This is a genomic window from Streptantibioticus rubrisoli (assembly GCF_024436055.1).
In the GTDB taxonomy this organism is placed as follows: Bacteria; Actinomycetota; Actinomycetes; order Streptomycetales; family Streptomycetaceae; genus Streptantibioticus_A; species Streptantibioticus_A rubrisoli.
This window is the reverse complement of record NZ_JANFNH010000005.1, coordinates 151,007-176,800: the sequence shown is the minus strand read 5'-3', so window position 1 is coordinate 176,800 and position 25,794 is coordinate 151,007. Positions and strand designations below refer to the sequence as shown.

The following is a 25,794-nucleotide window of genomic DNA, read 5'->3' as shown; positions in this document are numbered from 1 at the left end:
AGGCCCCCGGACGCATTGTCCGGGGGCCTGCGATCAAGACGTTGCAGATGCGTTGCCCGCGCTTTAGCGCGTCGCACCGCCTCCACCAGCGCACGCCGTGAGCCAGCGCTCGGCGCGGTGTCTCGCTAGCGCGCCGCGCCGTGTCTCGCTAGCGCGCCGCGCCGTGTCTCGCTAGCGCTCGACCTCACCCTTGATGAACTTCTCGACGTTGTTGCGGGCCTCGTCGTCGAAGTACTGAACCGGCGGGGACTTCATGAAGTACGAGGACGCGGAGAGCACCGGGCCACCGATGCCGCGGTCCTTGGCGATCTTCGCGGCGCGCAGGGCGTCGATGATGACACCCGCGGAGTTCGGGGAGTCCCAGACCTCGAGCTTGTACTCCAGGTTCAGCGGAACGTCGCCGAAGGCACGGCCCTCAAGGCGGACGTAGGCCCACTTGCGGTCGTCAAGCCAGGCCACGTAGTCGGACGGGCCGATGTGGACGTTCTTCTCGCCCAGCTCGCGGTCCGGGATCTGCGAGGTGACGGCCTGCGTCTTGGAGATCTTCTTGGACTCCAGCCGCTCACGCTCCAGCATGTTCTTGAAGTCCATGTTGCCGCCGACGTTCAGCTGCATCGTGCGGTCCAGGATGACACCGCGGTCCTCGAAGAGCTTCGCCATCACGCGGTGCGTGATGGTGGCGCCCACCTGGGACTTGATGTCGTCGCCGACGATCGGCACGCCCGCCTCGGTGAACTTGTCCGCCCACTCCTTGGTACCGGCGATGAAGACCGGCAGGGCGTTGACGAACGCGACCTTGGCGTCGATGGCGCACTGGGCGTAGAACTTGGCGGCGTCTTCGGAGCCGACCGGGAGGTAGCAGACCAGGACGTCGACCTGCTTGTCCTTGAGGACCTGCACCACGTCGACCGGAGCCTCCGGCGACTCCTCGATGGTCTGCCGGTAGTACTTGCCGAGACCGTCGAGGGTGTGGCCCCGCTGGACCGTGACACCGGTCTGCGGAACGTCGCAGATCTTGATGGTGTTGTTCTCGCTGGCACCGATCGCGTCCGCGAGGTCGAGGCCGACCTTCTTGGCGTCGACGTCGAAGGCGGCCACGAACTCCACGTCCCGGACGTGGTACTCACCGAACTGCACGTGCATCAGGCCGGGCACGCGGCTGTCCGGGTCGGCGTCCTTGTAGTACTCGACGCCCTGCACCAGCGACGCGGCGCAGTTGCCCACGCCGACGATGGCTACGCGAACCGAACCCATTCCGGTTGCTCCCTGTGTACTCGATTACTCGGCCCTACGTCTGCGGGGCCTCATGTGGTGGTGTCGGTCGGATCCGTATCGTCGCGACCTTGGTCGGCGGGGCGGCCCTTGGCGCGGCCTCGGCCCGCCCGCTCTGTCTCGATCAGCTCGTTGAGCCAGCGGACCTCGCGCTCCACCGACTCCATGCCGTGCCGTTGCAGCTCAAGGGTGTAGTCGTCGAGCCGCTCACGGGTGCGGGCCAGTGAGGCACGCATCCTCTCCAGCCGCTCCTCTAGGCGGCTGCGGCGCCCTTCCAGGACCCGCATCCTCACGTCGCGTTCGGTGTGGCCGAAGAAGGCGAAGCGCACGCCGAACTGCTCGTCCTCCCAGGCGTCCGGACCGCTCTGGGCCAGCAGATCCTCGAAGTGCTCCTTCCCAGCGGAGGTCAGCCGGTAGACAATCTTCGCCCGTCGCCCGGCAAGCGGCGCGGCGAGCGGGTCATCAGGGGCCGTCTCCTCGGTCAGCCATCCCTGAGCGACCAGCGTCTTCAGGCACGGGTAGAGGGTGCCGTAGCTGAAGGCGCGGAAGACGCCGAGCGAGGTGTTGAGCCGCTTGCGCAGCTCGTAACCGTGCATCGGCGACTCCCGGAGCAGGCCCAGGACCGCGAATTCGAGGACGCCGGAGCGCCTGCTCATACTCGCCTCCTTGGCTCTTGGGTAGCCGTGGTAGTCCTGCCCCTACCTGTCGTCCGTGCTGTTCGTGATCTTCTTTATCTCGTTCTGATGTATCGAGTCGATACATCGCGACGATAGAACGGCCTTGTGGATCACGCAAGACACGGCATGGTGAGCGGCGTCACATCTGGGGCTCGTAAGGAGTTTCGTGGGCCGTCAACTGTCCGTTATGTGGCGAACGTTGGGGTAGTTCGGTCTTTGACGGTGCGTACTCTGTTCGCCATGCAAACCAACGGGAACCTTGTGGCGCCGGGAGGCGTCATGGTCCTGGGTGCCGTGTGGCCCGGCGGGGCCGCGATCCGGGGGGACCGGAAGTCAACTGCGACCTTCAGGCGACACCGCCTGCCCGAGGAGTAGCTGGAACGATGAGCGAGCACCGCCGAAAGCCGCCGCAGCCGAACGGTGGCGGGCGACCCGCACCCCGGCGCGGAGCCCAGCCGCCCCCGACCGCCTCACCAGGACGGCGGGCCACGCCACAGCGTGAGGGGCACGGAACCAGAGGACCGGCCGCGGGCGGACGCCCGGCCGAGGACGCCGCGGGGCAGCCGTACGCCAGCCGCGCGGAGGCCCGACGGGCGGCGCAGAGCGGTGGCCGCCGCAGGGGCGCCGCGGCGGGCGGTGGCGCCGGAGGGCGCGGCGGCGGGCGCCGGGGCACCGGTGGGCCGGGAGGCGAACGGCCGAAGCGCTTCATCGACTACCCGCGCTGGGGCAAGAGCGGATGGCGCCGCTGGATGCCGTCCTTCAAGCAGATCTCCGCGATCTGCCTGGTGTTCCTCGGCACGCTGGTCGGCCTGATCGGCGTCTCCTACGCGATGGTCACCGTGCCGGACCCGAACGCCGCCGCCAACACGCAGAAGAACGTCTACTACTGGGCTGACGGCACCCGCATGGTGGTGTCGGGCGGCGGTGACCTCAACCGGCAGATCGTCCCGCTGGACCAGATCTCCAAGAACATGCAGAACGCGGTGATCTCCATGGAGAACGCCTCGTTCTGGACCGACTCCGGCGTTGACCCCCAGGGCATCGCGCGCGCGGTGCTGCGCATGGCCGAGGGCGGCGAGACCCAGAGTGGCTCGACCATCACCCAGCAGTACGTGAAGAACACCTACCTGGACCAGTCGCAGACCGTCACCCGCAAGTTCAAGGAGCTGATGATCTCGATCAAGGTGGGCCAGACCGTGTCGAAGCGGGATGTTCTCGCCGGGTATCTCAACACCGCCTACTACGGCCGCGGCGCCTACGGCATCCAGGCCGCCTCACAGGCGTACTACGGCGTGAACGCCAATGCCCTCAAGCCGGACCAGGCCGCCTTCCTGGCCGCCGTGCTCAACGGCCCGAACCTGTACGACCCGGCGGGCGGCGTCGGCGAAAACGCCACGCCCGACCAGAACACCGCACGCGCCGAGCAGCGTTGGCGCGAGGTGCTCGACCGCGAGGTCAAGACCGGTGACATGAGCCAGCAGGATCGGCAGAAGTACCAGACGTTCCCGATGCCGCAGAAGCCCAAGCGGTCCACCGACAAGGCGGGCCAGATCGGTTATATGACGGACCTCGCGGACAAGTACGTCTTCAACAACACCAACATCACCCAGCAGGATCTGGCCCATGGCGGCTACCAGATCTACACGACCTTCGACAAGAAGGACATGACGGCGCTGCAGAACGCCGTCGACGACGTCCGGAAGAAGAACATCCGGCCGGACCTGCGCCCGGATACCGACAAGTACGTCCAGTTCGGCGGCGCTTCCGTGGTGCCGGGCGATGGCGCCATCAAGGCGATCTACGGCGGTGAGAACTACCTGAAGCACTTCACCGACAACGCCGACTACACCGGTGCCCAGGTAGGTTCGACCTTCAAGCCGTTCGTGCTGGCGGCGGCGATGCGCGATGGCGTGCGCAAGCCCACCGGTCCCCCGGACCAGCCGGACTCCATGCGCACCGTGGTCTCGCCGAAGTCCATGTACACCGGTATAAACAAGTGGAAGGTGCTCAACTACGACGGGTCCGTCTGGCAGGACAAGGACGGCAACGAGTGGTTGCAGCAGAACGACGACAACGATTCGTTCAAGTCCATCGACCTCAAGAGCGCGATGGAGCAGTCGGTCAACTCCACCTATGTCCAGCTCGGCATGGACGTGGGCCTGGACAAGGTCAAGCAGGCGGCCCTGGACGCGGGCGTCACCTCGGACAGTCTGGCCAGCACCAACGGCCCGTCGTTCTCCATCGGTACCTCCTCGCCCAGCGCGATCAGGATGGCGGACGCCTACGCGACCTTCGCCAAGAGCGGTCTGCAGGCCGAGCCCTACTCGGTCACCAAGGTCATGGGCCCCAAGGGCTTGGCTTACCAGCACGAGGCCAAGACCAAGAAGGCCTTCGACCCGGCGGTCGCCGACAACGTCACCGACGTGCTGCAGGGCGTCATCCAGGAGGGCACCGGTACCGCCGCCAAGGCGCTCGGCCGGTACGCGGCCGGTAAGACCGGTACCACGGACGACAACAAGTCCGCGTGGTTCACCGGCTACACCCCGCAGCTGTCGACGTCGATCGGCATGTACCGGATGGACGACCAGGCCAAGAACCCCACGTTCCTGAAGATGTACGGGGTCGGCGGTCTGCAGAAGATCTACGGTGCGTCCTTCCCGACCGAGATCTGGACCGAGTACATGAAGGCGGCGCTCGCCGGGCAGCCGAACGAGAACTTCGAGACCCCGCAGCCCATCGGCCAGATGGTCTACGGTCCCGGCGCGAGCCCGTCGCCGAGCGCGACTCCGTCGGCGACTCCGTCGGTGACGCCGAGCACCAAGCCGTCCGCGCCGCCCTCGCACTCCCCCTCGCCGTCGACCACTCCGTCGCCGTCCCAGTCCTGTGGCGACCTGTTCAACTGCCAGCCGGGTGGTACGACCAACGGTGGCGGTACGAACGGCGGACCTGGTGGCGGCCCCGGCGGTGGTCCTGGCGGTGGCACAACCGGTACCACCAACGGAGGCCCCGGTACCGGGGGCACCACCAAGGGCAACGGCAACGGCGGCCTGTTCGGCGGGCCGAACGGCTAGCCACCGCATTAACCGGCGGTAGGCCGGCAAAACACGGCCGCCGCTCAGTTTCGTACGGCAGGATGTCTCGCATGACGACCGCGCGCGAGAACGACGACAGCGCCGCCCCCGTGCAGGCCGCGACCGTACCGCCGACCGCCGAGGACCCGCTGGCCGAGGCGGGCAGCGAGCTGATCGGCGGTCCCGTCGGACGGCGCGCGACGACTGGTCGAAGCGGTTGGTGGAATCCGCTGCGGATCCTCGCACTGGTCGTCATCGGCATGTTTGCGCTCGGCATGGTGCAGAAGGTGCCGTGTTATGACAGCGGCTGGTTCTTCGGCGCGAACGACCAGTACACCCACGCCTGCTACTCCGACATCCCGCACCTGTTCTACGCCCGCGGCTTCGCCGACGATCTGGTGCCGTATTTCGACCACATCCCCGACGCGACCTCGGGCGGCATGGGCTACCTCGAGTACCCGGTGCTGACCGGCCTGTTCATGGAGGTCGCCTCCTGGTTCACCCCGCACGGTTCGGACCTGGTGCACCGCGAGCAGGTCTACTGGCTGGTCAACGCGGCGATGCTGATGGTCTGCGCGGTGGTCGTGGTGGTCGCCGTGGCGCGCACCCACCGCCGTCGGCCGTGGGACGGCCTGCTGGTCGCGCTGGCGCCCGCGTTCGCGCTCACCGCGACGATCAACTGGGACCTGCTGGCGGTGGCGCTCACCGCGGTCGGGATGCTGATGTGGGCGCGCAGCCGACCGGTGGCGGCCGGGGTGCTGATCGGCCTGGCGACCGCCGCGAAGCTCTACCCCGTGCTGCTGCTGGGCCCGTTGCTGCTGCTGTGTCTGCGGGCCGGGCGGATGCGGACGTACTGGCAGGCGTTCGGCGCCGCGGTGGTCGCCTGGCTGGTGGTCAACGTGCCGGTGATGGTCTTCGCCTGGGACGGCTGGGAGAAGTTCTACACCTACAGCCAGTCGCGCGGTGTGGACTTCGGCTCGCTGTGGCTGATCATCTCGCAGCAGACCGGCGATCCGCTCGACGGTGCCAACTCGTATGCCGTCGCGCTGATGCTGCTGCTGTGTGCCGCCATCGCCGCGCTCATCCTGTACGCACCGCGCAGGCCGCGTTTCGCACAGGTCGCGTTCCTGGTGATCGCCGCGTTCGTGCTGACCAACAAGGTCTACTCACCGCAGTACGTGCTGTGGCTGATCCCGCTGGCCGCGCTGGCCCGGCCGCGCTGGCGGGACTTCCTGGTCTGGCAGACCTGCGAGGTCATGTACTTCCTCGGCATCTGGATGTACCTGGCGTACACCACGGGCGGCAACAACAAGGGCCTGCCAGAAGGCGGTTACGACTTCGCGATCGCGCTGCACCTGCTCGGCACGCTCTACCTGTGCGTCGTGATCGCGCGCGACGCGCTGATGGCGGAGCGGGACCCGGTGCGGCGGGACGGTTCCGACGACCCGTCCGGCGGGGTGCTGGACGGCGCGCGGGATGTGTTCGTACTGGGGCGGCGCGCGCATCAGCCGCGACACGCCGCCCAGTTCACCAGCGGTTACGTCGAATGGGGCCGGGAGAACGCGGACGCCTGACGGCTCAGCGCTCGACCACCCGGTCCGCCCGCGTGGTGGTGTTGCGCAGGTGGGCGACCAACTCATCGCCCACCGCGGGCGGGGCCACGTCGCTCGGCAGGAACAGCAGCGAGACCTGCATGTGCGGGGGCTCGGCGAACCAGCGCTGCTTGCCCGCCCAGATGAACGGCGAGAGGTTCCGGTTGACGGTCGCCAACCCGGCCCGCGCCACGCCCTTGGCCCGCGGCATCACGCCGTGCACCGCCTTGGGCGCCTCCAGGCCCACACCGTGCGACGTACCACCGGCCACCACCACCAGATGACCGTCTCCAGCGGCCTTCTGCTGCCGGTAACCGAAGCGCTCGCCCCGGGATACCCGGGTGACGTCCAGTACCGCGCCGCGGTACTCCAGCGCCGCCGCGTCGCCCAGCCACAGCCGGGTGCCGATCCGGGCGCGGAACCGGGTCTGCGGGAACTGCTGTTGCAACTGGGCTAGTTGGGTGGGGCTGATGTGGCTGACGAACATGGTGCTCAGCGGCAGCCGGGCGGTGCGCAGCCGCTCCATCCAGCCGAACACCTCCTCCACCGGGTCGATGGCGCGCTCGACGCCGTCCAGCGGCAGATGGATGGAGAAGCCCTCCAGCCGTACGTCCTCTATGGCGCCGTGCAGCTTGGCGAGGTCGTCCGGCGAGACGCCGTGCCGCCGCATGGTGCTCATCACCTCGATCACCACGCGCGCGCCGACCAGCGCGCGCACGCCCTCGACGGAGGAGACGGAGCGCACCACACGGTCCGGCAGCGGCACCGGCTCCTCGCCCATCCGGTACGGGGTCAGCACCAGCAGGTCACCGCCGAACCAGTCCTTCATCTGGGCGGCCTCATAGGTGGTCCCCACGGCCAGCAGATCGGCGCCCAGTCGGCTCGTCTCGTCCGCCAGGCGCTCGTGGCCGAAGCCGTAGCCGTTGCCCTTGCAGACCGGCACTATTCCGGGGAACTGGTCCACCACGGTCTTCTGGTGAGCACGCCAGCGCGCGGTGTCGACGTACAGGGTGAGCGCCATGGCTGGGTCGGGACCTTTCCTTGAGTGCGACGGGACGGGGATCAGCGGCGCGACATGTAGATGTCAAGCGCCTTGTGGAGCAGCTTGTTGAGCGGGAAGTCCCATTCGCCCAAGTACTCGGCGGCCTGGCCGCCCGTTCCCACCTTGAACTGGATCAGGCCGAAGAGGTGGTCGTTCTCGTCCAGCGAGTCGCTGATGCCACGCAGGTCGTAGACGCTGGCGCCGAGCGCGTAGGCGTCCCGCAGCATCCGCCACTGCATGGCGTTGGACGGCCGCACCTCGCGCTTGTGGTTGGCGGAGGCGCCGTAGGAGTACCAGACGTGGCCGCCGACGATGAGCATCGTGGCGGCGGCGACCGCCTCGCCCTCGTGCATGGCGAAGTACAGCCGCATCCGGTTGGGGTCCTCGGTGTTGAGGGCGGTCCACATGCGCTGGAAGTACGACAGCGGGCGCGGCCGGAAGTGGTCGCGCTCGGCCGTGATCTCGTACAGCTGCTGCCAGATGGGCAATTGGTCGTAGCCGCCCTGGACCACCTCGACGCCGGCCTTCTCGGCCTTCTTGATGTTGCGGCGCCACAGCTGGTTGAAGCCCTTGTGGACGTCCTCCAGGCTGCGGCCCTCAAGGGGGACCTGGAAGACGTAGCGCGGCTGTACGTCGCCGAATCCGGCGCCGCCGTCCTCGCCCTGCTGCCAGCCCATGCGGCGCAGCCGGTCGGCGACCTCGAAGGCGCGCGGCTCGATGAAGGTGGCCTCGACGTCACGCAGCCGCTTGACGTCCGGGTCGGAGATGCCGTTCTTGATCGCTCCGGCGTCCCAGCGGCGGATGACCACCGGCGGGCCCATCTTCACCGAGAACGCGCCCTGCTGCTTGAGGTGGGCGAGCATCGGCTGCAGCCACTCTTCGAGGTTCGGCGCGTACCAGTTGATGACCGGGCCCTCGGGGAGATAGGCCAAGTAGCGCTTGATCTTGGGGAGTTGGCGGTAGAGCACCAGGCCGACGCCGACCAGCTCGCCGCTCTTGTCGAACCAGCCCAGGTTCTCGGACCGCCATTCGGCCTTCACGTCCGCCCAGGCCGGAACCTGCATGTGGCTCGCCGCCGGCAGGCTCTGGATGTAGGCCAGATGCTGCTCTCGGCTGATCGTCCTCAGGGTCAGGCTCATTCGGGGCGCTCCCCATCGCTGCAGGTTCTACCGGGCTTTCCCGGCGAAGCCTACTGCGCGAGGGCAAGAGCCCGTCCTGTGACCGGGGTGGAACGGCGCTAGATGCCGCCCCAGAGCCCGCCGTGTGCCACACCCAGGAAGAATCCGATGGCAGACGCCCCGAGGGCGATCACCAGGACGAAGCGCTCGCCCGTGGTCGCCGAGATGAACTGACCGTAGGCGCCCGTGAAGATTCCCGCCAGGCCGGTCCATGAGCTGAGCAGGTGCAGGTTGGTGGACAGGGAGGTGATGATCGCGATCGCGCCGAGCACCGCGGTGACGGCGACGAGGGAGTTCTCTTTTGGATGGGCCTTGCCGTCGGTGTTGAGGATGGCGAGGACACCGTGCGGCCGGTAGGTCTGTGCCATGGAGCACCTCCGTGAGCGGATGGCGGCGCGTTCGTGGCGCCGTGCAAACCGTCGTGTACAGATTGTCCCGGTTCCCCGCGCGATTTCAAGCGGGCGGCGTTGTGCGGGTACTGTGTACGGTCTGCACCGGTGTCTGTGTGGTCCCGCCCGGCACTCCCAGCCGGATCCCGGGGTCCGCGTCACCGATGCGACGCAAACGCAAACCCTCCTGCCACGGAAACGCCGTGGCCGTTGAGTCCAAAGGAGGTGGGTTCCACCATGCGTCACTACGAGGTGATGGTCATCCTCGACCCCGATCTGGAGGAGCGCGCTGTCGCCCCCCTGATCGAGAACTTCCTTGGCGTCGTCCGCGATGGCGGCGGCAAGGTCGAGAAGGTCGACACCTGGGGCCGTCGTCGTCTCGCCTACGAGATCAAGAAGAAGCCCGAGGGTATCTACTCCGTCCTCGACATCAACGCTGAGCCGTCGGTCGTCAAGGAGCTCGACCGTCAGCTCAACCTGAACGAGTCGGTCCTTCGGACCAAGGTCCTCCGCCCGGAAATGCACTGAGCGCCTAAGCGCCAGAGCTGAGTACGGCTACCGAGCAGCCAGCAGCACAGCACACCCGCCGAGAGGTCACCCACCATGGCAGGCGAGACCGTCATCACGGTCGTCGGCAACCTTGTCGACGATCCCGAGCTGCGCTTCACCCCCTCCGGTGCGGCGGTCGCGAAATTCCGTGTCGCGTCCACTCCCCGCACCTTCGACCGGCAGACCAACGAGTGGAAGGACGGCGAGAGCCTCTTCCTCACCTGCTCGGTCTGGCGTCAGGCGGCGGAGAACGTGGCCGAGTCGCTCCAGCGCGGCATGCGCGTCATCGTGCAGGGCCGTCTGAAGCAGCGGTCCTACGAGGACCGCGAGGGCGTCAAGCGGACGGTCTACGAGCTGGAGGTCGACGAGGTCGGCGCCTCCCTGCGCAACGCGACCGCCAAGGTCACCAAGACCGCAGGTCGCGGCGGCCAGGGCGGCTACGGCGGCGGCGGTCAGGGTGGCGGCGGCTGGGGCGGCCCACAGGGCGGTCCCAGCGGCGCACCGGCCGACGACCCGTGGGCGACCAGCGCCCCGGCCGGCGGCCAGAGCCAGGGCGGCGGTGGCAACTGGGGCGGAAGCTCCGGTGGCGGCTACTCGGACGAGCCGCCCTTCTAGGCCCGACGAGGGCCAAGGGCGACGAGTTACTACTTCTTGATCACAGTGGAGAAAAACAATGGCTAAGCCGCCCCCGCGCAAGCCGAAGAAGAAGGTCTGCGCGTTCTGCAAGGACAAGGTCGCCTACGTCGACTACAAGGACACGAACCTGCTGCGGAAGTTCATCTCCGACCGCGGCAAGATCCGTGCCCGCCGGGTCACCGGCAACTGCACCCAGCACCAGCGCGACGTTGCCACGGCTGTGAAGAACAGCCGTGAGATGGCGCTGCTGCCCTACACCTCGACTGCTCGCTGAGAGAGGGTGACCGAAGCATGAAGATCATCCTCACCAACGAGGTCAGCGGCCTCGGCGCCGCTGGCGATGTCGTCGAGGTCAAGGACGGCTACGCCCGCAACTACCTGGTTCCGCGTGGTTTCGCGATCCGCTGGACCAAGGGTGGCGAGAAGGACGTCGAGCAGATCCGCCGTGCGCGCCGGATCCGCGAGATCGCCACGCTGGAGCAGGCCAACGAGGTCAAGAACCAGCTCGAGGCCGTCAAGGTCAAGCTGGCGACCCGTGCCGGTGACACCGGCCGGCTGTTCGGCTCCGTCACCCCGGCCGACATCGCCGGTGCGATCAAGGCCGCTGGTGGCCCGGACGTCGACAAGCGCCGTGTCGCGCTGGTCGCGCCGATCAAGACCGTCGGTTCGCACCAGGTGACCGTCAGCCTCCACCCGGAGGTCTCGGTCAAGCTCGACCTCGAGGTCGTCGCTGCCTGACGCATTCCGCGTGAGTCACTTCGAAGGGTCGGTACCCCACCGGGTGCCGATCCTTCGGCTTTGGTCTTCGGTGTTTCACGTGAAACCGTGCCGCCCAGCGTCGCGCTGTTTCACGTGAAACACCGCCCGTAGGGCGTCAGGCGCGTACCGCTCCGGTCACCACCCAGCGCCCGGACCGCGCCCGAAGCCACAGGAACACCAGGCGGGTCAGCAGGAACAGCGACATGGCCCACCACAGCGCGGTCAGACCGCCGCCGAGGGCGGGCACCGCCAGCGCGGCGGGCGCGAAGACGGCGAGCGTCCCCAACATCGCCCAGGCAAGATACGGGCCGTCGCCCGCGCCCATCAGCACACCGTCGAGCACGAAGACGATGCCCGACACCGGCTGGGTCACCGCGACCACCAGTAGCGCGGGCAGTAGTTGGCCCCGCACCACGGAGTCGCTGGTGAACAACGGGATGAACAGCGGCCGTGAGGCGGCCACCAGCACCCCGAGCAGGATGCCGGAGGCCATTCCCCACTGCACCATGCGGCGACAGGCGGCCCTGGCGGCCAGCGCGTCATCGGCGCCCAGATAGCGCCCGATGATGGCCTGACCCGCGATGGCGATGGCGTCCAGCGCGAACGCCAGCAGGCTCCACAAGGTGAGCAGGATCTGGTGCGCGGCGATCTCGGCGTCGCCAAGACGGGCGGCGACCGCGGTGGCGATCATGAGGATGGCCCGCAGGCTCAGGGTGCGGACCAGCAGCGGTACCCCGGCGCTCGCGCAGGCGCGGATTCCGGCGGCGTCCGGCCCAAGTGGCGCGCCGTGCCGCTTCGCGGCGCGCACCACGACGGTCAGGTAGGTGGCGGCCATGCCGCACTGGGCGATCACGGTGCCCCAGGCGGATCCGGCGATGCCCAGCCCGGCGCCGTAGACCAGTCCGGCGTTGAGCCCGGCGTTGGCGGCGAAGCCCGCGATGGCCACCACGAGGGGGGTGCGGGTGTCGTGCAGTCCGCGCAGTACGCCGGTGGCGGCGAGCACCACGAGCATCGCGGGAATCCCCAGCGAGCTGATCCGCAGATAGGTGACGGCGTACGAGGTCGCGTCGCCGGAGGCGCCGAACAGGCCCGCCAGCGTCGGTGCGGTGGGGACGACGACCGCGATCACGGCCGCCCCCAGCAGTAGCGCCAGCCAGATGCCGTCGACGCCCTGGCGGATCGCGGCCCGCAGATCCGCGGCGCCGACCCGGCGTGCGACGGCCGCCGTGGTGGCGTAGGCCAGGAACACGAAGACGTTGACCGCGGTGTTCAGCATGGCGGCCGCCACGCCGAGACCGGCCAGCTGCGGGGTCCCGAGATGGCCGACGATGGCGCTGTCCGCCATGACGAAGAGCGGCTCGGCGACCAGTGCTCCGAAGGCGGGCAGGGCGAGGGCGACGATCTCTCGATCGTGGTGTCGTCTGACCTCTCTGGGGAGCCGGGCCGGGTGCTTCGCGGGGGCGCCGGGATACTCCCGCGAGGCGGTCGTGGATCTCTGGGAGGCCGATTTCACAGGCTTAGGATAATCTTCCACAGGTAATAGGCGCAATGGCAGTGTGGTCATTACTGCCGGTGGCGCTGAGTGATCAGGTCCGCGCCGTTTGTCGTGATCTTGCGCCAACCGGGAAAGTTTTTCTCCTGCACAGCCGGTGGATGATGAAAGTGCAGGTCAGAGCCGGTGCGGCCAAGTCGTCCGAGTCTTGTCCACAGCGCTTTCCCCCGGCCTGTACACAGGTTTGGCGGGCTTCTCCACAGGCTCTCGCCGTTCATCCACATGGCCTGTGGATAACCATCTTGGCTGACGGGGGCTGTGGCCCTACCGTAGTCCGGCGCCCGCCTTCGTCCGGTCCTCGCACTCGACGCGCCGCAAGCGGAGCCGCGTGTCTGTTTGTCGGAGCCGTGCCGTAAGAAAGAGGGGCACGGATCGGGGTCCGAAGGACCGGGAGGAGGTGGCGGGGGTGAGCCAGCCCGAACCCGCGGACAACCACTGGGGGGACGCGCCGCCGATCGATCCACCGTTCTCCGACGGCCCCGGCGACCGACTCCCGGCAGCCCGCTACCGCCGATCCGACCGCGACGGCGGTGGCCGTGACGGTGGTGGCCGCGACGGCGGGGCGAGGGAACACGGACGGGACGGCGGCGGCTGGTCGGAGGGCGGATTCGAGCGGGTCCCCCCGCAGGACCTCGACGCCGAGCAGTCAGTGCTCGGCGGCATGCTGCTCTCCAAGGACGCCATCGCCGACGTGGTCGAGGTGCTCAAGGCGGGGGACTTCTACCGCCCGGCGCACGAGACGATCTACACGGCGATCCTCGACCTCTACGCCAAGGGCGAGCCCGCCGACCCGATCACCCTGGCCGCCGAGCTGACCAGGCGTGGTGAGATCACCAGGGTCGGCGGCGCCGCGTACCTGCACACGTTGGTCAACGCGGTGCCCACCGCCGCCAACGCCGAGTACTACGCCGAGATCGTCCACGAACGCGCCGTGCTGCGCCGCCTGGTGGAGGCCGGAACCCGCATCACCCAGATGGGATACGCGGCCGACGGCGATGTCGACGAGATCGTCAACCGAGCGCAGGCCGAGATCTACGCGGTCACCGAGCAGCGCACCTCGGAGGACTACCTTCCGCTCAGCGAGATCATGGAGGGCGCCCTCGACGAGATCGAGGCGATCGGCTCCCGCAGCGGCCAGATGACCGGTGTCCCCACCGGCTTCACCGATCTCGACGCGTTGACCAACGGCCTGCACCCGGGCCAGATGATCGTCATCGCCGCGCGCCCCGCGATGGGCAAGAGCACCCTGGCGCTGGACTTCGCCCGCTCCTGCTCCATCCAGTACGGGCTGCCCAGCGTCTTCTTCTCCCTCGAAATGGGCCGCAACGAGATCGCGATGCGGCTGCTGTCCGCCGAGGCGCGGGTCGCGCTGCACCACATGCGCTCCGGCAACATGACCGACGACGACTGGACCCGGCTGGCCCGCCGCATGCCGGAGGTCTCGGCCGGACCGCTGTACATCGACGACTCGCCCAACCTGTCGATGATGGAGATCCGCGCCAAGTGCCGCCGCCTCAAACAGCGCAACGACCTGCGGCTGGTCGTCATCGACTACCTCCAACTGATGCAGTCCGGCGGCTCCCGCCGCCCGGAAAGCCGCCAACAGGAGGTCTCGGAGATGTCCCGTAACCTCAAGTTGCTCGCCAAGGAGCTGGAGGTCCCGGTCATCGCCCTCTCCCAGCTCAACCGTGGCCCCGAGCAGCGCACCGACAAGAAGCCGATGGTCTCGGACCTGCGTGAGTCGGGCTCCATCGAGCAGGACGCGGACATGGTCATCCTGCTGCACCGCGAGGACGCCTACGAGAAGGAGTCCCCCCGCGCGGGCGAGGCCGACCTCATCGTCGCCAAGCACCGCAACGGCCCCACCGCCACCATCACCGTCGCCTTCCAGGGCCACTACTCCCGCTTCGTGGACATGGCGGGGAACGTCTGACGGGTTGTAGGTGCTCAACTCCCGCTGGACGGCCCCAGGTCCGGCCGCACCGCGGCTGCGGGTGTGAAGCGCTAACGGGACTCACTGGCGGCCCTGCCGTAGCGCGGGACAGCTTCGCTCTGGTCAACCACGCCTGGTCCAGATGGAGATGAGGCCGCCGCCGCGCCGCCACCGCCAGCGGTCGGACGAATTGTCGGTGGCCGGAGAGGAACATCATCGGTATCCGGAGAGGAACATCATCGGTATCCGGAGAGGAACATCATGAGTACGGGGACCATCAAATCCGTTGCGTGAAAAGGCATTTCGTGACCTCTTCCAGAGGCCGATACGGTCAGATTCATGGAGTGGAATTTTGCGACGGCCGAAGAACTCGCGGCTGCCTTGCGCGCCGGTGAAGTGACGTCGACGGAACTGACCGAAGAGGCGATCGCCCGTATCGAGCGGGACGACAAGGCGGTCAACGCGATCTGCGTGCCGGACTTCGACCGTGCGCGAGCCGCCGCGCGCGGTGCCGACCAGGCGCGCGCCCGCGGTGAGGACCGGCCACTGCTCGGCATTCCGGTGACGGTCAAGGAGTCCTACAACATCGCCGGGCTGCCCACGACCTGGGGCATACCGCAACACCGGAACTACATACCGGCCGAGGACGCGGTGCAGGTGTCGCGGCTCAAGGCCGCGGGCGCGGTGGTGCTCGGTAAGACCAATGTGCCCTTGGGGCTGCAGGACATTCAGAGCTACAACGAGATCTACGGCAGCACCAATAACCCGTGGGATCACGGTCGCACGCCGGGTGGATCCTCCGGCGGATCGGCGGCGGCCCTGGCGTGCGGATTCGGCGCGTTGTCCATAGGTTCCGACATCGGCGGTTCGTTGCGCACCCCCGCGCACTTCTGCGGTGTCTACGCGCACAAGCCGACGCTCGGGCTGGCGGCGAGCCGCGGTATGGTCCCGCCGCCCGCCCCCGCACTGCCGGTCGACCTCGACCTCGCCGTCGTCGGCCCGATGGCGCGCACCGCCCGCGACCTCACGCTCCTGCTCGAGGTCATGGCCGGACCGGACCCGCTGACGCTCGGTGTTGCGCACGAGTTGACGCTGCCGCCCGCGCGCCACGATCGGCTCCGCGACTTCCGGGTCCTGGTCCTCGACGAGCATCCGCTCATTCCGACCGGGTCCGCTGTGCGGGCGGGCGTGAGGCGGGTGGCCGACGCGCTTGTCGACGGTGGCGCCCGCGTCGAACGGCACAGTCCGCTGCTGCCCGATCTGACCGAAGCCGCGATGCTCTACATGCGGTTGCTGTTTTCGGGCTTCAGCGCGCGTTTTCCCGTCGAAGCGTACGAGCAGCTGCGGACCCGCGCTGCTGGACTGAGCGCGGACGACCGGAGCCTCGATGCGGCGCGGCTGCGCGGCATAGTGCTCAGCCACCGCGACTGGATCGAGGCGAACAGCCGCCGCGAGTTCCACCGCCACGGCTGGCGGCAGCTCTTCGCCGAGTTCGACGCCGTGGTGTGTCCCATCACACCCACTCCCGCGTTCCCGCACGACCACAACCCCGATCTGTTGGAACGCCGGATCGACATCGACGGCGTCGAGTACCCGTACCTCGACCAGCTCGTCTGGGCCGGTCTGGCCACCATGCCCGGTCTACCCGCTACCGCCATACCAGCGGGCCGGTCCCCTGGGGGTCTGCCGGTGGGAGTGCAGCTCATCGGCCCGATGTTCGAGGACCGCACCCCGCTGCGGCTGGCCGAACTGCTTGAGCAGAAGATCGGCGGCTTCCAGGCGCCGACGGCCCACCGGTGAAGCAGCCGGAGGCAACCCGAGGCAGCGCGGAAGGCGAAGGTCACGAAGCCGCCCTAGGAAGCCGAGCGCGAGACCCTACAGACGTTGTGAGGTCTCCGGTTTCATGGCGGAAGCTCAAGGCCGCTCTACTGTGATGATGGCCAGGTGAAAGAGGACCCAGCCGCGCCGACGCCCGTCATCCTCGGCATCGACGACATCCGACCGCTCCCCAGAGCCACGCGGGTCGCCCGCACCAGCCGCGAAGGCATCGAGCTTCTGCGAGAGCACCGTGACAGCTTCATCGACGAACTCTGGCTCGACCATGATCTCGGTGGCGACGACAGCATCATGCCCGTGGTGACCCTCATGGAAGAAGCCGCCTTCAGCGGACGGCCGTTCCACATCGGAACGATCTTCGTCCACAGCGCCAACCCCATCGGCGCCGAAACCGTCGTCCGGGCGCTCACCCGCTGGAACTACCAAGTCCGGCGGGCAACGGCTCACGGAACCTGATGCCGGTTGGGGGCATCGCTGCGAGCCCCGGTCGTTGTCAGTGGGGCCTGGCAGGCTGGTCGCATGAAGCCGTCGACTCCGTGGACGCTCGTCCACATTCAGCGTGCGCTGCAAGCCAGTTGGGCCGCGGACACCTGTTCAGCGGACGATCTCGCGCGTGCTCCCTGGCAGCCGGACAATCCAGCGTGGGGCCACTGCGACATCACCGCGCTGGTGGTCAACGACCTCTTCGGCGGCGACCTGGTGCTCGGGCAGGTGCGCCTCGGCGACGAGGGCCGCGGCCACCACTGGTGGAACCGACTGCCCAGTGGTCTGGAGGTCGACCTTACGCGCGAGCAGTTCCGGCTGGGGGAGGCCGTGGACGGCGGACGGATCGTGCCGCGTCCACCCGGAACGCCGGTGCGCAGAAGGACGGAGTACCTGTTGCTGCGCAGCCGCTTGGAGCGGCAGTTGGGAGCGGAGTTCCCGCCCTACCAGCCCGAACCAGCACGTGGGTGCCTGGAGCTCGACGGGAGGCGGCTGTCGTACCTGGACTTCGGGGGTCCGGGTCGGCCACTGCTCGCGCTGCACGGGCACTTCTGCGAGGGCCGTACGTTCACCCGCCTCGCCCGCCAACTCGCCCCCGAGTGGCGGGTTATCGCGCCCGACCAGCGCGGTCACGGCCACTCGGACCGGCCCATATCAGGGGAGGGTGAGCAGCCGGACTACTCCCGCTCCGGTTACCTCCAGGACGCGGCGGCCCTGCTCGACCGGCTCGACCTCGGCCCCGCGGTGGTGCTGGGCCACTCGCTCGGCGGGGTCAACGCCTACCAACTGGCCGCTGCCTACCCACACTTGGTCAGCGCCCTTGTGATCGAGGACATCGGTGCGGTGGTCGACGACGACCTGTCCTTCTGCCTGGTGTGGCCCAGCCGGGCGCCGAGCAGGGACGCATTGGTCGAGCGGCTGGGAGACGCGGCACGCTATCTCACGGACTCCATACGTGAGTTCCCCGATGGCTGGGGTCTGGCCTTCCGCCCGACGGACATGGTCGCCTCGCACCAGCAGGTCATCGGTGACCACTGGGCGGACTGGCTGGCCACGGACTGCCCCGCGCTGCTCGTCCACGGCACGTCCAGCGACACGCTGGACGCCGAGCACGCCAAGGAGATGGCGGCTCGGCGTCCCAACACACGGCTCGTGCGGTTGCCCACCGGACACACGGTCCACCAGAGCGATCCCACTGGATTCGCCCTGGCCGTGGGCGAGTTCCTCAACTCGCTGTGAGCTGCCGCCAGGGGCGGACAAAGTCGTAGAGGGCGCGCCGCGCGGCGGGGGCGAGTGACCGGTCGTTGGCCGGGGTACCCGCCGGGTGCAACAGGTGGTCGATGCCGGGCAGTACCCGTAGCCCGGGACCGGTGGTACGGGTGCTGGCCAGGGCGGCGAGCAGCGGCGGAGTGGTGCGGCACGGCACGTTGGTGTCCGCGGTGCCACAGGTGACCAGGGCGCGGGTGCGATGGGCGATGCTCCGGGCGATGTCCGGCGGATAGTCGGCGTCGTCGCTGCGGACGAAGACGGCGTTGTGCGGACCGAACAGGGCGCCCAGGAAGGAGGCGATGGATGGCAGCAGCCCCGAGGTGTCCACCGGACGGTGGGCGCGGAAGTCCGCGATGGCCCGGCGCACACCCGCCTTGTTCAACGCCGCCTGTTCGACGCTGAGTTGGCCGACGGCCACGGCCTGGTCGAGCTGACCGGCGAGCTGGTAGTCGATCGCGTCCAGCAGTCTGGTGTCCTGCGGGGCGATGAGTGCCAGCCCGGCGGGCTTGGCCGGTACGGCGCGGTCCACCAGCAGGGCCTGGAGGCCTCCCTCGCTGTGCCCGACGATCAGCATCGCGCTCGGGTCGGCCTCGGGCTGGGCGCGCAGCGCGTCGTAGGCGGCCACGGCCTGGCCAGTGAAGGCGGCCAGGTCGATGTGGTCGGAGTTCCGGTAGCGGCCCCATCCGGTCCGCCCGGTGCCGTACTTGTCGAAGCGCAGGCTCATCACACCGTCATCGCCGAGGGTGTCGGCGAACAGGGCGAGGGTGTGCGGGGTGAACGCGGGCGGTTCGTCACCGTCGCGGTCGGTCAGCCCGCTGCCCGGGAGCAGCAGCGCGGCGGCGAGCCGGTGGCCCGCGCGGTGGGCGGGGATGTGCACGGTGCCGTACGCCGTGCTGCCGTCAGCGGTGAACCGTATCTCGCGGTCGGCGGCCGGTACCAGGGGCACGGGCCGAGGGGCCGCGGTCGCCTGGGCCACCGGCGCGACCGTGGTGGCGGCCACCGCGGCCAGTAAGGCGGCCAGAACACGGTGCCGCCAGGAGCTGTTGCGCCAACGCATGCTTCCTCCGGGGAGGTTGAGAGGTCACAAGAGGGTGGTGATGGTGATGTGACGGAACGGGAGGTCAGTGGACGATCAGCGGCAGCAGAAGCGGAACGCCGATGATGAGCAGGAACACCAGCAGTGCGCGCGGGTTGCCGAAGTTGAAGGTCCAGCCGAAACCGGACCGTTTCTGCACCATCAGCGAGGGATCCGCGCGGTTGACGTAGACCGATCCGGCTGCGTGCCAGTACCGGTCGTCGTCGCGCTGGACCATGCCGGTGTCCGGCTCCCGTTCCGCGTCCGGCGCCTCGGGCAGTCGGCTGCCCGCCTGCCCGGTGCGCAGCGCGATGCCGACCACGACGGCCAGACCGATCAGCAGCGGCAGCAGGACCAGCACCGGCGACAGGCTTCCGGCATGCCACATCGACCAGGCCGCGACCAACATCGAGAGGTTGGCGCACGCGGCGAGCAGCAGCACGGAGACCACCGCGCGTACCGAGAAGCGCCGGTGCCTGCGCGCGGAGTCGACCGGCCGGGCCGGGTCCAGCTCGGGCCGGGCGCGGAACGCGAGCCAGGACACCACCAGGAGCAACGCGGTCACACCGAGCTGTGCGAAGACCGGGCCGAACACGCTGCCGACCGACTTGGTGGCGTAGCGGTCCGCGTGACCGGCCGCGTCGAAGTGCACCGGAAGGCGCCCGGGCAGCGACGGGTAGACGACCACGCCGGTCACCGCCGTGCCCACGACGATCAGCAGTGCGGGGATCGACCAGAGCCAGGGGAAGCGTCCCGGCTCGGTGCGCAGCGAGGTGTCGGTCACCACGCCCTGGCGCAGGCCGCGGTACCAGTCCTCGTCCCGTTTGGCGGAGACGATCGCCGTGCGGGCCCGGACGAAGGCGGCCAGGCACATGGCCAGGACCAGCAAGGGCAGCACACCGGGAAAGGGGAAGCCGATGGTGGCCGCCAGCGCGGTCCACACGGTGGTCAGTCCCAGGCCGCCGACGGCCACCAACCACCGGTAGCGCGCGCGTTGTTCGCCGATCACTGCGGCGTCGGCCCGCTCGGCGGGGACCCGTACCCCGAAGGGCAGCGTGGTATTGGTCAGCGAGGGCGTGAGCCACGCCAGTGCCGTGATCACCACTGCCAGGACCGCGTCCAGTGCCGCGCTGTTCATGACGCCGAATCTCCTTGCTCTGCCCCGTGGTCCGCGCCCTGTGCGGTGGGCGCGGTCGGTGTGAACGAGGTCAGTACGGCGGCGCAGCTGCCCAGTACCGCCGGGTGGTCGACGCCATGGGCGACCGCTTCGGCGAGCAGCGTCCGCAGCCGTGTCTCCCACTCGTCGGTGAAGCCGGGCTCCGGTGGGCCGGTGCGGGCGTCACGCTGCACCAGGGCACCGCTCTTGCGGTTGATCCGCAGCAGCCCTTCCTGTCGCAGCAGGTCGTAGGCCTTGTTCACGGTGTGGAAATTGATGCCGAGATCGACCGCGAGCTGCCGGGTGGATGGCAGCGAACTGCCTTCTGCCAGCTCGCCGGACGCGATGGCCTCCACGATCCGGTCCCGGATCTGCAGATATATCGGCACCTCGCTGTCCAGGTCGAGGCTGAGGATCACGTCCGGACTCCCACTGTCGGTCTGTTCTAGCTTTTATAGAACAGACCGACCAACAGCGGCATCCCCAGGGGCGTTAGGGATGCGTCAACGATCGGCTGGCGCGCCGGGTGCGCCCCCGGGGCTTGATCACCGAGATCGCGGTGATGAACACATACAGCGCCAGCGCCACGCTGGGTGCGATGACCAGGTCCCGGCCCCCGGCAGGTACCGGAAGTCCGGCCACCGCCGCGTCGGCTGCCTGCCCGATGATGGTGCGCAACGCCAGTATCGAGGCCCCGGTGGCGGCGAGCGTCAGCCAGAACTTCGTGTGGACCCAGCGGTGCCGGACCAGGCCCCAGTGCGTTCCGAGCGCCAGCACCAGGCCGCTGACCAGCGAGAGAAGGCTGACCGGGGTGATCAGCCAGTCGGCGAGGATGCGCATGGCGCGGTAGGCGGCGGCAGCGGTACCGGGACCACGGCTCGTGGCACCGGCGATGCCCAGCGCGAGCAGCGCGGCGGTGAGACCGAGCCAGCCGACGGAGACGGCGACGTGGAGCACGAGGACGGCGCGACGCGTCCGGCGGGTGAGGTTCATGGCTCCAACCGTGGCCCCGACCACGCGCCGGGGCGTCGCACGGCGGGAGTATTCACGGCGTCTTCCCTGGCAGCAGGCCCATCGCGGCCCGCCGATATCGTGCCGTGACACACACAAGGGGGTCTCGGTGGGGAAGCTGCACCTTTTCGACATGGACGGAACGCTTCTGTATGGCTCGTCCGCGAATGTGGAACTCGCCCGGGAACTGGGGCTTATCGAGGAGTTCCGGGCGCTGGACGCCGAGTTCATGGCCGGGCTGATCGATTCGCCAGGTTATGCGCGACGGGCCTACGAGTTGTGGCAGGGCCTTACCGTCGAGCAGGTCGCGGCGGCCTTCGAAGGGGCGCCCTGGTTGGATGGCATACGCGAGGTCTGGGCCGACATCCGGGCACGCGGTGAGTTCTGCGCGGTGATCTCGCTTTCCCCGGACTTCTTCGTGCGGCGGCTTACGGAGTGGGGCGCGCACGCGGCGTTCGGCGGCAGGTTTCCGGAACTGCCTTTCCGGGGAGCACCGTTGGATGTGTCGGGTGTTCTGGTGCCGGAGTCGAAGGTGCGGATCGCGGACCGGCTGTGCGCGGAGTACGGGCTCACACGTGCGCAGTGCGTGGCGTACGGGGACTCCATGTCGGACGCCGCGTTGTTCTCGGTGGTGTCCACCTCGGTGGCGGTGAACGGCGACCACCATGTGAGCGAGCTCGCCACGTTCTCCTACGCCGGTCAGGACCTGTGCGCCGCCTACGAGTTGGTACTGGGCGGATGACCTGCGCGAAGGCAGCGCCTCACCCGTTATTACCGCCCAGTAAAGCGGGGAGTTCAACTCGACCGTCCCGCCAAAGCGGTTGATGGTGGGCGGCGACGCTGCGTAAGTGAATTCCGGGCGTCTGTGGGCAGAGTCACGGAAATTGGCGGAACTTGGATGCGCCGGGGGTATCGGGGCTTGTGGATTCACGACCGCCCGGTATGGTCGACTGCGATCGTTCGCGGCCTGCCGCCGCGAAGCCGGAGAGTCTGTCGGGTGGAATCGATGTGCAGCAAGGGCAGGGTCGAAGCGATGAGCCAACCCACCTTAACCTGAACAGCCTTCCGTTACCCGGACTTCCGGCTATTTGTCCTATGCCGTTGCGAGACGTGGCACGCTCTCCCCGTTGCGACCGGCCGTCGACGGCCACGCCTGGGGGCCGGTGCGGCGCGTCCGCGCCATCGGTACTGGGTGCGGCCCAGCGGGTAAGCGCCGGTACGGGCGGAACGCGGACATTGAATGGGGGAAACAGCCGGAACGCCGCTTGATGCGTTTCGATCGTGACGTATGGAATCCGACCGGGAGATGTTCGAGGCAGACCATGGACGCTCTGACCAGCAGTTCGGCCGATCGGGGGCCCGGACCCAATAGGGGATACGGCAACGGCCGATCTGGCGAGGCGAACGCCGCTTCCGCCGCATCCGCGTCGGAAAACCAGGGCGATTGGGACTGGTTCAGCCCGGCGAAGCCGCACTCCACGGCCGATCCGGCCAATGACGATCCCGCCACCGGCGACTTTTCCGACTCCGGGCAGCGGGAAACAGCCGCGCACCAGCGGTCGGCCGATGGCGGCAGCGCCGGAATACCGAGCCGCACCCCGACGGCGATACGGCCGGTGGGCAGCACCGCCCGGCGGCCGGAGCCCGGTGGTCAGGAGCCACCCTCCGAGGCGCCGTGGGCCACGGAGCGGGACGTTCCTCCTCCAGCGGAGGCCACTCGTCCACTGCTGCCGACCCGGCAAGGGCGGTCCGCGAGGTCCGCCGCAGAGGCGGCGGCCGCCATGCTGGGTGATCGTTCGGAGACGGCGCCTCAGCAGCGCGGACCGCAACCCGAGGCTGGGGACCGGGAGGTGGGGGCGTCCGCGCCGCAGGCAGCACGCCCTGAGACGCCGACCGGTTCCGAAGGCTCCTGGTTCTACCCCTCCCCGGCCCATCCCGCCGAGCACCAGCACTCCAAGCACGGCGAGGGCGCGCCGCGACCGGCCGCCGATGCCCGGCCGCCGGAGCCGACCGCCACCTGGGGGCAGACCCCGCCGGTGCCGGGTGTCCACACCCCGCCGGGGCCCGGTGCCACATCGCCCGAACGTTCCGGCACGGCAGAGCAGTTCACGGCGGCGGCACGGCCGCCCGCCGCGGGGGACCACACCCCGCGGGAGCACGGCGGCATGCCCGAGCGCCAACCCACCACGCCCGCAAGGCCGTCCATGTCCCCCGAGCCCCAACTCACCGCTCGACCGGGGCAGTCCGCGGCACCAAGGACGGCAGCACCAAGGACGGCTGCGGCGGCACGGCCGCCCGCCGCGCCGGAACGCAGCGGCGCACCAGAACCTCCCACTCGGCGGGAGGAACCCAGGCGGACCCCTGCCGCCACGCTCCGAGCGACGGCCAGCCAGGCCGCTCCGTCCGCCGACGCCATACTCATCCGTCGCACGATGGAGGCCATCGAGCCCATCGCGGACAAGACCACGTCGTACTTCTACGCGTCGCTGTTCCTGCGCAACCCCGAGCTGCGCGACCTGTTCCCCGCGGCGATGGACGTACAGCGCGACCGGCTGTTCAAGGCACTGCTGACCGCCGCCAAGCACGTGGACGACGTCGACACGCTCACCGAGTACCTGTCCAACCTCGGCCGCGGACACCGCAAGTACGGCACCCGGCCTGAGCACTACCCCGCGGTCGGCGAGTGCCTGATCGGCGCGCTCACCCGCTATGCCTCCGACGTCTGGAACGAGGAGGTCGAAGCCGCGTGGGTGCGCGCGTACACCACCATCTCGCAGATCATGATCGACGCCGCGGCCGCCGCCGCGCTGACCTCACCGGCGTGGTGGCAGGCGGAGATCGTCTCCCACGAGCGGCGTACCCAGGACATCGCCGTCATCACCGTTCGTCCCGACCAGCCGTACCCCTTTCTCGCCGGGCAGTACACCAGCGTGGAAACCCCGTGGTGGCCGCGGGTGTGGCGGCACTACTCGTTCGCGTCCGCCCCGCGTCCGGATGGACTTCTGTCGTTCCACATCAAGGCGGTACCGGCCGGATGGGTCAGCTCGGCTCTCGTCAACCGTGCCCGCCCCGGTGACGTGATCCGGCTCGGTCCTCCCGCCGGTTCCATGATTGTGGACCACGGCACTGACAACGGGCTGTTGTGCCTGGGCGGTGGAACCGGAATCGCGCCGATCAAGGCGCTGATCGAGGACGTGGCGGAGCACGGCCGCAGACGCGCGGTCGAGGTCTTCTACGGTGCCCGCAGCGGCCATGACCTCTACGACCTGGACACCATGCTCCGGCTGGAGCAGGAGTACGGCTGGCTGTCGGTGCGCCCCGTGGTCTCCGAAGGACCGTCCGACGGGCTGGTCGGGCCGCTGTCCGAGGTGGTGTCGCGGTGCGGTCCATGGCACTCGTATGACGCGTATCTGTCCGGCCCGGCCGGGATGATCCGCAGCAGTGTCGACGCACTGGTTGGCACCGGCATGCCCGCGCACCGCATACGCCATGACTCGGTGGCCGAGTTGGTCGGCGTGGCCGACCACTGAACACAGAAAGGTGCTCAACCAACCGTGTCCGAAAGGCCGTTCAACACATCTCGGGAGAAACGTTGACCCAAGATCCTCTTGACGAGGCGTTCGGCGCCCGGCGGCCCGGTAGCGATGGTGAGCACCAGATCCAGCAGGAGCTCGGCACGGTAGACCGTGCCACCCGCTTCTACGACGGGCAGGTCCGCGACCGACTCAACGAGCGGATGCGGGAGTTCACGGCGCGCCAGGAGATGATGTTCCTGTCGACGGCGGACCGCAACGGCGAGTGTGACAGCTCGTTCCGGGCGGGACCTCCGGGGTTCATCCAGGTACTGGACGACCGGACGCTGACGTACCCCGAGTACCGGGGCAACGGTGTGATGGCCTCGCTGGGCAACATCCGGGAGAACCCGCACATCGGGATACTGATGATCGACTTCGCCCGGGACCGCATAGGCCTGCACGTCAACGGCCGCGCCCGGCTGGTCCCCGACGAGCTGATGCGCGCCGTCCACCCGCGGCTTCCGGTCGACCCGGTGCCCGGGCGGCGTCCGCAGGTGTGGGTGGAGGTGGCGGTCATGGAGGCGTACATGCACTGCTCGAAGCACATTCCCCGACTGGTCAAGGCACCGCGAACCGGGGCCAATGGTGACGGCGAACAGGTTTGGGGCACGGACGACGCCAAACGCAAGGGTGGTGACTACTTCGGCGTTGCCGCCGAGACCCGGCAACCGGTGGCCGCCGAGCCGTGCGGGATGGGCAGCGCCGACCAGCAGGGCGGATTCGAGTGGTTCGCTTGAGG

23 protein-coding genes are annotated in these 25,794 nt (G+C 68.8%); 13 read left to right on the top strand and 10 right to left on the bottom strand.

All coding sequences use genetic code 11. The features are described 5' to 3' along the window. Positions 1-171 precede the first annotated feature (171 nt). Positions 172-1,254 (bottom strand): inositol-3-phosphate synthase, encoded by a 1,083-nt coding sequence (locus NON19_RS08845; protein WP_255926126.1) that lies wholly within the window; start codon positions 1,252-1,254, stop codon positions 172-174. 50 nt (positions 1,255-1,304) lie between these two features. Then, entirely contained in the window at positions 1,305-1,928 is a 624-nt protein-coding gene (locus tag NON19_RS08840) for a PadR family transcriptional regulator (RefSeq protein ID WP_255926125.1), read from the bottom strand. A 404-nt stretch (positions 1,929-2,332) separates the two neighbouring features. Between NON19_RS08840 and NON19_RS08835 the strand changes: the two genes are divergently transcribed. Further along, positions 2,333-5,020, top strand: coding sequence for a transglycosylase domain-containing protein (locus tag NON19_RS08835; protein WP_255926124.1), 2,688 nt, complete (start codon positions 2,333-2,335; stop codon positions 5,018-5,020). A 71-nt stretch (positions 5,021-5,091) separates the two neighbouring features. Continuing rightward, a complete protein-coding gene (locus tag NON19_RS08830) occupies positions 5,092-6,594 on the top strand; it encodes a glycosyltransferase family 87 protein (RefSeq protein WP_255926123.1) in 1,503 nt (500 codons plus the stop codon). Positions 6,595-6,598: 4 nt separating this feature from the next. On the opposite strand, the gene NON19_RS08825 is transcribed toward NON19_RS08830, so the two are convergent. From NON19_RS08825 to NON19_RS08815, 3 genes are all read right to left on the bottom strand, one after another. After that, positions 6,599-7,633: an alanine racemase gene (locus NON19_RS08825; RefSeq protein WP_255926122.1), complete on the bottom strand. Its 1,035-nt coding sequence runs from the start codon at positions 7,631-7,633 to the stop codon at positions 6,599-6,601. Positions 7,634-7,674: 41 nt separating this feature from the next. Beyond that, a complete protein-coding gene (locus NON19_RS08820) occupies positions 7,675-8,793 on the bottom strand; it encodes a lipid II:glycine glycyltransferase FemX (RefSeq protein ID WP_255926121.1) in 1,119 nt (372 codons plus the stop codon). A gap of 98 nt (positions 8,794-8,891) precedes the next feature. Next, entirely contained in the window at positions 8,892-9,200 is a 309-nt protein-coding gene (locus tag NON19_RS08815; protein ID WP_255926120.1) for a hypothetical protein, read from the bottom strand. A 258-nt stretch (positions 9,201-9,458) separates the two neighbouring features. On the opposite strand from NON19_RS08815, the gene rpsF reads away from it, so the two are divergent. From rpsF to rplI, 4 genes are all read left to right on the top strand, one after another. Beyond that, the gene (gene rpsF, locus NON19_RS08810; protein WP_255926119.1) at positions 9,459-9,749 is read left to right on the top strand and encodes a 30S ribosomal protein S6; all 291 of its coding nucleotides are present in this window, start codon (positions 9,459-9,461) and stop codon (positions 9,747-9,749) included. 75 nt (positions 9,750-9,824) lie between these two features. Beyond that, positions 9,825-10,385, top strand: a complete 561-nt coding sequence (locus tag NON19_RS08805; RefSeq protein WP_255926118.1) for a single-stranded DNA-binding protein — start codon at positions 9,825-9,827, stop codon at positions 10,383-10,385. Positions 10,386-10,443: 58 nt separating this feature from the next. Next, entirely contained in the window at positions 10,444-10,680 is a 237-nt protein-coding gene (rpsR, locus tag NON19_RS08800) for a 30S ribosomal protein S18 (protein WP_165240785.1), read from the top strand. Between the two features lie 17 nt (positions 10,681-10,697). Further along, positions 10,698-11,144 carry a 50S ribosomal protein L9 gene (gene rplI, locus NON19_RS08795; protein WP_255926117.1) on the top strand — a complete coding sequence of 149 codons (447 nt, stop codon included), beginning with the start codon at positions 10,698-10,700 and terminating at the stop codon, positions 11,142-11,144. 136 nt (positions 11,145-11,280) lie between these two features. Here rplI and NON19_RS08790 read toward each other — a convergent pair whose 3' ends face one another. Then, positions 11,281-12,678 (bottom strand): MATE family efflux transporter, encoded by a 1,398-nt coding sequence (locus NON19_RS08790; protein ID WP_372514044.1) that lies wholly within the window; start codon positions 12,676-12,678, stop codon positions 11,281-11,283. 445 nt (positions 12,679-13,123) lie between these two features. Between NON19_RS08790 and dnaB the strand changes: the two genes are divergently transcribed. The 4 genes from dnaB to NON19_RS33350 all read left to right on the top strand — a co-directional run bounded on the left by dnaB (position 13,124) and on the right by NON19_RS33350 (position 18,208). Further along, complete coding sequence (dnaB, locus tag NON19_RS08785) at positions 13,124-14,650, top strand: replicative DNA helicase (RefSeq protein ID WP_255926116.1); 1,527 nt, start codon at positions 13,124-13,126, stop codon at positions 14,648-14,650. A 339-nt stretch (positions 14,651-14,989) separates the two neighbouring features. Next, positions 14,990-16,450: an amidase gene (locus tag NON19_RS08780; RefSeq protein ID WP_255926115.1), complete on the top strand. Its 1,461-nt coding sequence runs from the start codon at positions 14,990-14,992 to the stop codon at positions 16,448-16,450. A gap of 144 nt (positions 16,451-16,594) precedes the next feature. Further along, positions 16,595-16,942, top strand: coding sequence for a cyclic-phosphate processing receiver domain-containing protein (locus tag NON19_RS08775; RefSeq protein WP_255926114.1), 348 nt, complete (start codon positions 16,595-16,597; stop codon positions 16,940-16,942). A 63-nt stretch (positions 16,943-17,005) separates the two neighbouring features. Then, complete coding sequence (locus NON19_RS33350; RefSeq protein WP_308213665.1) at positions 17,006-18,208, top strand: alpha/beta fold hydrolase; 1,203 nt, start codon at positions 17,006-17,008, stop codon at positions 18,206-18,208. Here NON19_RS33350 and NON19_RS08760 read toward each other — a convergent pair. From NON19_RS08760 to NON19_RS08745, 4 genes are all read right to left on the bottom strand, one after another. Next, a complete protein-coding gene (locus NON19_RS08760; RefSeq protein ID WP_255926113.1) occupies positions 18,195-19,295 on the bottom strand; it encodes an alpha/beta hydrolase family protein in 1,101 nt (366 codons plus the stop codon). The genes NON19_RS33350 and NON19_RS08760 overlap by 14 nt on opposite strands. 64 nt (positions 19,296-19,359) lie before the next feature. After that, a complete protein-coding gene (locus NON19_RS08755; protein ID WP_255926112.1) occupies positions 19,360-20,451 on the bottom strand; it encodes a DUF1648 domain-containing protein in 1,092 nt (363 codons plus the stop codon). Further along, positions 20,448-20,888: a GntR family transcriptional regulator gene (locus tag NON19_RS08750; protein WP_255926111.1), complete on the bottom strand. Its 441-nt coding sequence runs from the start codon at positions 20,886-20,888 to the stop codon at positions 20,448-20,450. The genes NON19_RS08755 and NON19_RS08750 overlap by 4 nt, the downstream gene beginning before the upstream one ends. A gap of 73 nt (positions 20,889-20,961) precedes the next feature. Beyond that, positions 20,962-21,462 (bottom strand): DUF2269 domain-containing protein, encoded by a 501-nt coding sequence (locus NON19_RS08745; RefSeq protein ID WP_255926110.1) that lies wholly within the window; start codon positions 21,460-21,462, stop codon positions 20,962-20,964. Positions 21,463-21,589: 127 nt separating this feature from the next. Between NON19_RS08745 and NON19_RS08740 the strand changes: the two genes are divergently transcribed. From NON19_RS08740 to NON19_RS08730, 3 genes are all read left to right on the top strand, one after another. Then, on the top strand, positions 21,590-22,222 hold the full coding sequence (locus NON19_RS08740) for an HAD family hydrolase (protein ID WP_255926109.1): 633 nt from the start codon (positions 21,590-21,592) through the stop codon (positions 22,220-22,222). 1,690 nt (positions 22,223-23,912) lie between these two features. Then, positions 23,913-25,010, top strand: coding sequence for a globin domain-containing protein (locus NON19_RS08735; RefSeq protein ID WP_372514043.1), 1,098 nt, complete (start codon positions 23,913-23,915; stop codon positions 25,008-25,010). A gap of 62 nt (positions 25,011-25,072) precedes the next feature. Continuing rightward, positions 25,073-25,792 carry a pyridoxamine 5'-phosphate oxidase family protein gene (locus tag NON19_RS08730; protein ID WP_255926108.1) on the top strand — a complete coding sequence of 240 codons (720 nt, stop codon included), beginning with the start codon at positions 25,073-25,075 and terminating at the stop codon, positions 25,790-25,792. Positions 25,793-25,794 lie beyond the last annotated feature (2 nt).